Origin of the sequence: Mesorhizobium sp. M4A.F.Ca.ET.050.02.1.1 (assembly GCF_003997725.1) — a bacterium.
Lineage (GTDB): Bacteria > Pseudomonadota > Alphaproteobacteria > Rhizobiales > Rhizobiaceae > Mesorhizobium.
This window is the reverse complement of record NZ_RZSG01000272.1, coordinates 1-7,167: the sequence shown is the minus strand read 5'-3', so window position 1 is coordinate 7,167 and position 7,167 is coordinate 1. Positions and strand designations below refer to the sequence as shown.

At 65.1% G+C, this 7,167-nt stretch carries 7 protein-coding genes; 1 reads left to right on the top strand and 6 read right to left on the bottom strand.

Features of this window, described 5'->3' with window-relative positions; translation table 11 throughout:
• Window positions 1-1,978: EAL domain-containing protein (locus tag EOA33_RS18440; RefSeq protein WP_127406243.1), on the top strand; the 1,978-nt coding region annotated here is incomplete at its 5' end.
• Window positions 1,979-1,986: 8 nt separating this feature from the next.
• Here EOA33_RS18440 and EOA33_RS18435 read toward each other — a convergent pair.
• From EOA33_RS18435 to EOA33_RS18410, 6 genes are all read right to left on the bottom strand, one after another.
• Complete coding sequence (locus EOA33_RS18435; protein WP_127406242.1) at window positions 1,987-3,609, bottom strand: ABC-F family ATP-binding cassette domain-containing protein; 1,623 nt, start codon at window positions 3,607-3,609, stop codon at window positions 1,987-1,989.
• A gap of 281 nt (window positions 3,610-3,890) precedes the next feature.
• Window positions 3,891-4,634 (bottom strand): 2OG-Fe(II) oxygenase, encoded by a 744-nt coding sequence (locus EOA33_RS18430; RefSeq protein WP_126055440.1) that lies wholly within the window; start codon window positions 4,632-4,634, stop codon window positions 3,891-3,893.
• A gap of 126 nt (window positions 4,635-4,760) precedes the next feature.
• Window positions 4,761-5,285, bottom strand: coding sequence for a hypothetical protein (locus tag EOA33_RS18425; RefSeq protein ID WP_126055441.1), 525 nt, complete (start codon window positions 5,283-5,285; stop codon window positions 4,761-4,763).
• Window positions 5,286-5,299: 14 nt separating this feature from the next.
• Window positions 5,300-5,722 carry an OsmC family protein gene (locus EOA33_RS18420; RefSeq protein ID WP_126055442.1) on the bottom strand — a complete coding sequence of 141 codons (423 nt, stop codon included), beginning with the start codon at window positions 5,720-5,722 and terminating at the stop codon, window positions 5,300-5,302.
• Between the two features lie 36 nt (window positions 5,723-5,758).
• Complete coding sequence (locus EOA33_RS18415; RefSeq protein ID WP_126055443.1) at window positions 5,759-6,208, bottom strand: hypothetical protein; 450 nt, start codon at window positions 6,206-6,208, stop codon at window positions 5,759-5,761.
• Between the two features lie 61 nt (window positions 6,209-6,269).
• Window positions 6,270-7,167, bottom strand: an 898-nt coding sequence (locus EOA33_RS18410) for an AMP-binding protein (RefSeq protein WP_145989191.1), incomplete at its 5' end; no start/stop codon positions are given.

Sequence of the window (7,167 nt, the reverse complement as noted above, 5' to 3'; positions counted from 1 at the left end):
GACCGGCAAGGATGCGCTGGGGGGCGGCGGCGAACGCTTCTTCGGCGGCGACAATGTCGTCGCCGGCAATCCGGTGACGGCCGAGGTGGAGCTCCCCTCGGGCTCGTGGCGGATTTCGGCCGTTCCCAAGGGTGGCTGGCCGGCGGCACCGAAGAATGAACGGACCTTGCAGGCACTCATGGCGCTCGCCGGCGTGTTGGTGGTGTTGCCGATCCTGGTGGCCGGGCGGCTGTTCGGCGAGAGGCAGAAAAACTATGCCGAATTGAGGCGCCTGTCCGGGCGGCTGGAGCTCGCGCTGGAGGCCTCGGGCATCGGTGTGTGGGAGCACGATCTTGCCACCAACGAACTGGTGTGGGACGAGCGCGTCAACGAGATTTACGGCAAGCCTGCCGACGCCAAGCCGCGCGGTTATGATGACTGGGCAGGGACGATCCACCCCGACGACATCGAGCGTGCGCGGCGGGATTTCGACCAGGCCGCAGCGACCAAGGGCCTCTACTCCTCGCAATACCGCCTAGTCCACCATGACGGCACTATCCGCCACGTCCGCACACGCGCGACGTTCTTCCAGGACAGCGGCGACACGCCGAAGATGATCGGCGCCGAATGGGACGTGACCAGCGACGTGCTGCTCAACGAGAACCTCGTGCGTGAGCGGCAGCTGTCGGAATCGAAGAACGCCGAGCTGGAGGCTGCCAGCGCCCGCATCGAGCATGTGGCGCTTCACGATTCACTGACTGGCCTGCCCAATCGCCGCTACCTCGACGAGATGCTGGCCGAAAGCGGGGCAACCGGCCGCACCGCGCTGCTACATCTCGACCTCGACCGCTTCAAGCAGATCAACGACACGCTCGGTCACGCCGCGGGCGATGCCATGCTGGTGCACGCCTCCAAGGTCATCAAGGCCAACGCCGGGCCCGCCGATTTCGTGGCGCGCATCGGCGGCGACGAGTTCGTGGTGGTAGGCCATGGCGCTGGCGACGACAGGCTTGCCGAACTCGCCAGCCGCATTATCGAGGAGATGCGCCAGCCGGTAAATTTCCAGGGCCACCAGTGCCGGTTCGGCGTCAGCATCGGCATTGCCGCCAATGACGGCGTCGACGCCAGGCAGTTGCTCGTCAATGCCGATCTCGCGCTGTACCGGGCGAAAAGCCATGGCCGTAATCGCTACGAGTTCTTCAACGCGGAGCTGCAGAGCGAGATCGTTCGGACCAAGCAGATCGCCGATGAAATCCTGGGCGGGCTGGAGCGGAACGAATTCATCGCTTACTACCAGCCGCAGTTCGACGCCAGGACGCTCGAAATCGTCGGCGTCGAAGCGTTGTCGCGCTGGAAGCATCCGCGTCGCGGCATCCTCGCGCCCGCCGCCTATCTCAAGGTCGCCGAAGAACTGAATGTTGTGGCGCTGATCGACCGCACCACTCTCAAGCAGGCGCTGGAGAACTTCGAGCGCTGGTCGCATCTCAACATTCCGCGCGTTTCGGTCAACGTCTCGGCCAGGCGCCTTGAGGACAGAGACCTGATCAAGGGTCTGCGCAAGCTCGCCATCAAGCAAGGGACGGTGTCGTTCGAGCTGGTGGAGTCGATCTTCCTCGACGAGAACGACGACTTCGTTTCGTGGAATATCGAGCAGATCAAGGGACTCGGCATCGACATCGAAATCGACGATTTCGGCACCGGCTACGCCTCGATCGTCAGCCTGCTCAAGCTGCAGCCGCGCCGGCTCAAGATCGACCGCCAGCTGATCACGCCGATCACCGGCTCAACGGCGCAGCGGCGGCTGGTGTCGTCAATCATCGAGATTGGCAAGTCGCTCGGCATCGAAGTGGTGGCCGAAGGCGTCGAGACGATGGATCACGCGCGCATCCTCAAGGAACTGGGTTGCGACATCCTGCAGGGCTACGCCTTCGGCGCCCCGATGGACGCCAAGACCTTCAAGGCCTTCGCCCAGTCGCGCAAATGGCTCCAGGCGGGGTAGCGGAACAGCTACCCCCGCAGTCCCGGCGCTTCCTGGCCGGTCCGCGCGACATATTCAGTGTAGCCGCCGCCATAGGTGTGGATGCCATCGGGGGTGAGCTCCAGCACGCGGTTGGAAAGCGCGGCCAGGAAATGGCGGTCGTGCGAGACAAAGAGCATCGTGCCTTCGTACTGCGAAAGCGCGTTGATCAGCATCTCCTTGGTCGCCATGTCGAGGTGGTTGGTCGGCTCGTCGAGTACCAGGAGGTTGGGCGGATCGAACAGCATCAGCGCCATCACCAGCCGCGCCTTCTCGCCGCCGGACAGCACGCGGCACTTCTTCTCGATCTCGTCACCGGAAAAGCCGAAGCAGCCGGCAAGCGCGCGCAGCGGCGCCTGGCCAGCCTGCGGGAAATTGTCTTCGAGCGTCTGGAACACGGTGCGCTCGCCCTCCAGCAGCTCCATGGCGTGCTGGGCGAAATAGCCCATCTTGACGCTCGGACCGCGCGCCACCGTGCCCTGGTCGGGCTCGGAGGCGCCGGCCACCAGCTTCAAAAGCGTCGACTTGCCGGCGCCGTTGATGCCCATCACGCACCAGCGCTCGCGCCGGCGCACCTGGAAGTCGAGGCCTGAATAGATGGTGCGGCTGCCGTAGCTCTTGTGGATACCCTTCAGCGTCGCCACGTCCTCGCCGCAGCGCGGTGCCGGCTGGAACTCGAAGGTCACCGTCTGGCGCCGCTTCGGCGGCTCGACGCGGTCGATCTTGTCGAGCTTCTTCACCCGGCTCTGGACCTGCGCGGCATGCGAGGCGCGCGCCTTGAAGCGCTCGATGAAGGCGATCTCCTTGGCCAGCATTGCCTGCTGGCGCTCGAACTGCGCCTGCAACTGCTTGTCGGCCAGCGCCCGCTGCTCCTGGTAGAATTCGTAATTGCCGGAGTAGGAGGTGAGCGAACCGGCGTCGATCTCGACGATCTTGGTGACGATGCGGTTCATGAACTCGCGGTCGTGCGAGGTCATCAGCAGCGCGCCGTCATAGTTTTTCAGGAATTGCTCCAACCAGATCAGGCTTTCGAGATCGAGGTGGTTGCTCGGCTCGTCGAGCAGCATGACATCGGGCCGCATCAACAGGATGCGCGCCAGCGCGACGCGCATCTTCCAGCCGCCGGAAAGTTTGGCGACGTCGCCGTCCATCATCTCCTGGCTGAAACCGAGGCCGTCCAGTACCTCGCGGGCGCGGCCGTCCAGCGCATAGCCGTCGAGCTCCTCGAAGCGGTGCTGCAGTTCGCCGTAGCGCTCGATGATGGCGTCCATCTCGTCGGCGCGGTCGGGATCGCCCATGGCGTGCTCGAGCTCGCGCATCTCGGCGGCGACCGCGCTTACCGGGCCGGCACCCTCCATCACCTCGGCAACGGCGCTCATACCTTCCATGTCGCCGACATCCTGGCTGAAATAGCCGATGGTGACGCCGCGATCGACCTGGACCTGCCCTTCGTCCGGCTGCTCCTGCCCGGTGATCATGCGGAACAAGGTCGTCTTGCCGGCGCCGTTCGGTCCGACGAGGCCGATCTTCTCGCCCTTCTGCAAGGCGGCCGAGGCTTCGATAAAGACGATCTGACGGCCGTTCTGCTTGCCGATGTTTTCAAGACGGATCATGGAGCGGTCCGGTTAAATGCGCTGACGTGGCGGGATTTGCCCGGGCATACGCGAATGCAGGCGGTAGTGGAAGAGGCAGAAGCGCCGCAGCCAGCACCCGTGGTGATTGGCGAAGGCGGCGGCGACAGTTGATCTCCCCCCTTGCGGGGGAGAAGCATTTTTCCTGCATTTGCGAGCGGGCTTGTCCCCGAGCAAGTGCTTGGAAAATGCCAGAGAGGGGATTTCGTAGGGCGCGGTGCGCTACTTTCTCGTAGGCGCAGTGCCCCCTCTCTTGCGGCGCTTTACTTCGCGTCGTGGAAGATGATTCCCACAGTGTGACGCCGCCCCGAGCGCAGACGACTGACGCCATGGCGCAGGTTCACCCGATAATAGCCCCGACTGCCCTCGACCGGCCGGTTGTGAACGGCGAAGATCACCGCGTCGCCGCGCCTCAGCGGCACCACTTCGGCACGGCTCTGCATGCGCGGGCGCTGCTCGGTCAACACGAACTCGCCGCCTTCAAAATCCTCGCCGGGTTCGGACAAGAGGATCGCCACCTGCAGCGGAAAGGCGAGCGTGCCGTAGAGGTCCTGATGCAGGCAGTTGAAGTCGCCGGGGCCGTATTGCAAGAGAAGCGGCGTCGGCCTCGTCTGCCCCTCGTCGTGGCAGCGCTTGAGGAAGGCAGCGTGGTCGGCGGGATAGCGCAGCGCTGCGCCCATCTTCTCGTTCCAGTCGTTGGCGACGCCAGCCAGCCGCGGATAGAGCGCCCTGCGCAGGCCTTCGATCGGATCGGGGAGCGGGTAGCGGAAATAGCGGTACTCGCCCTTGCCGAAGCCGTGACGCGCCATCACCACATGGCTGCGGAAATGTTCTTCGTGCGGATAGAGCGCGGCGATTTCGTCGCATTCGTCGGGGGCGAGAAGGTTTTTCATGACGGCGCAGCCATGGGCGTTGAGTTCGGAGACCAGGGCAGGCCAGTCTTGCGCCTCGACACGCGTTTCGGCGGAGCGGCTGGCGCGTTTGGCGCTGATGGAATGGATGGTCATGGCGGCCTCCTGTCGCTTGCCTACCGTGAAAATGGGGCGGGCGGAGGCTGGGAGCCACCCGTTTCATGCGGAGATTGGGCGCGGCCCTGACCTTCTCCCCTTGTAGGAGAAGGGAAGATCGCGCTTTCACCGCTTGCGATACCCCTCCAGCTCCGGATCGAGGTCGACCCGCACCGCATTGGTGAACACGCAGGTCGCCACCATGATGCCGGCAAAGGCGGCGAGGTTGACCAGCAGCGTGTCATCATAGCGCGCCTTGAGCGCTGCCCAGAGCTCATCCGGAATCGCATTGGCATCGGCGGCGACCGCCTTGCCGAAGGCGATCAGCAGCGTCTCGTCGGCGGTGGGCTCGATTGCCTCTGGATCGAGACCGCCATCCATCAGCGCGCGGCGGAAGAAGGTGACGGGAACCTCGGCGCGCATTGTCTCCGAGATCGCCATCGAAAGCAGCCAGATGGCACGGTCGTCCAGCGTAGGCTTGAGCAGATCGCGCAGCGTGAACCATTCGGCATAGATGCGGTGAGCGGCCGGCGAATTGAGCAGGATGCGCTTCATGTTGGTCATGCGCCCGCGCAAGCTGAGCTCCCTGTCGTGCTCGGCGCGGATTTCTTGCGACGCCGTCGCGTAGTCGATAGGCGGGATCATGGCCATGGGAAACGGTCCCCTCACCCCAGCGACGTGTGCAGTTCGGGGGAGGCGCGCAGCGTGTTGGAGACGGTGCAGATCGCCTCGGCATCCTCGATGATGCGCTGCTTGGTCGCCGTGTCGAGATCGCCGGAAATATCGAGCCTGATGCTGAAGCGGACGATGCGGGACGGCTCGTCCGCCGCCTTCTCGCCGCCGACCTCGGCGCGCACCTCGCCAAGCTGCGCGGCGACCCCAAGGCGCGTGGCAGCGATGCGGGCGCTGAGCACCATGCAGGCGGCGAGCGAGGCGTGCAACAGATCGAGCGGATTGAAGCCCGGCGCGCTCGCGCCGGTCACGATATCGACCGCGCCGCCGGTCGGCGTGGTGACAACCGGCAGGCCGCCGGGTTGCAGGACGGCCAGCGCGCCGGTCGCTCGGGTTCTGATCTTCAGCTCGCTCATCGTATTTCCTCTGGCGTGCCAGGGTTGGTGGACAGCTCAAAGATGCTGCCAGATTGCCTTCAGCGGCGAGCCGATTGCCTGCTCGATCCTGCGCAGCTGGTCGACCGCCAATGAGGTCTCTCCGGGATTGACGACCGTAAGCGCGCAGCTGCCGAATGCGGCAGGCCATACGTAGCGCAACTCGTTGAGTGAGGTCGGCCTTTCGCAGCAAGGCGTTACGACAGCAAGGTCTTTAAAGCCAGATGCAGCCGCCCGGTCCATCGCCTCGCCCCACCAAGCCTCGAGGTCACTGCCGCATAGCGGGCAATTGATGCTTTCCGTGTTCGCTCCGGCGTCGAAGAATGTGACCCCCTCCTCGGATTCAACGCCGATATGTTCGGCGCGTGGAAACAATCCACGCGCGATCGTCACCGCCTCGCTGGCTGCCGCTTCGCCGGGGCGCCAGTGCGGATCATACGAAACCAATCGCAGGTAACTGTCGGACATCCCCCTTCCTGGAGCAGGAAGGGTGTTCAAAGCAAGGTGTTTCGGCCGGATTCCAGCCTCTCTATTTCAGCGCCCGCAGCACATGCTTCTGGATCTTGCCCGATGCGGTGCGCGGCAAAGTCTCCACGGCCAAAAATTCCTTCGGCACCTTGTAGCGGGCGATGCGCGCGGCGCAGTGGCCGGCGAGCGCCGCCGGGTCGAGAGAACAACAGGCGCGCAACACGACGAAGGCGCGGCCGACCTCGCCCCAGCGTTCGTCGGCGATGCCGATCACAGCCGCCTCGTCGATGTCGGGATGGGCAAGCAGCGCCATCTCGACCTCGGCCGGGAAGACGTTCTCGCCGCCGGAGATGAACATGTCCTTGCGGCGGTCGACCAAGGTGACGAAGCCGTCCTCGTCGCGCCGCGCCATGTCGCCGGTGCGGAACCAGCCGTCCTCGCTGAAGGCGCGTGCGGTCTCCTGCGGCCGGTTCCAGTAGCCCGGCGTGACGTTGGGGCCGGCGAGCCAGATCTCGCCCGTCTCTCCCGGCGCGACATCGGTGCCGGCGCCATCGACGATGCGCAGTGAAACGGTCGGCGCCGGCAGGCCGGCCGAGCCCGCCTTGCCGGCGATGCGCTCGGCCTCCAGCGGCATGCCGAGCACCGTGCCGGCCTCGGTCATGCCGAAGCCGTCGACCATCGGCACGCCCTGCTCCAGCCACCACAGAACATCCGCGGCAGGGTTCGGCGCGCCGCCGGTGAAGAGCGCCAAGAGCGATGTCCATAGTCGCGGCGCGAACCCGGGATGCTCGCGCAGCATCCTCGCCATCTGCGGCACGCAGAAATAATGGGTGACGCCGAGCGCCGGATCGGCAAGGCGTCGGTTGGTGTCGCCGGGATCGAAGCCGGCGGAAATCAGCACCGTGCCGCCCTTGAGCAAAACGGGGCGAAGATTGGTGATCAGGCCGATGACATGGAAC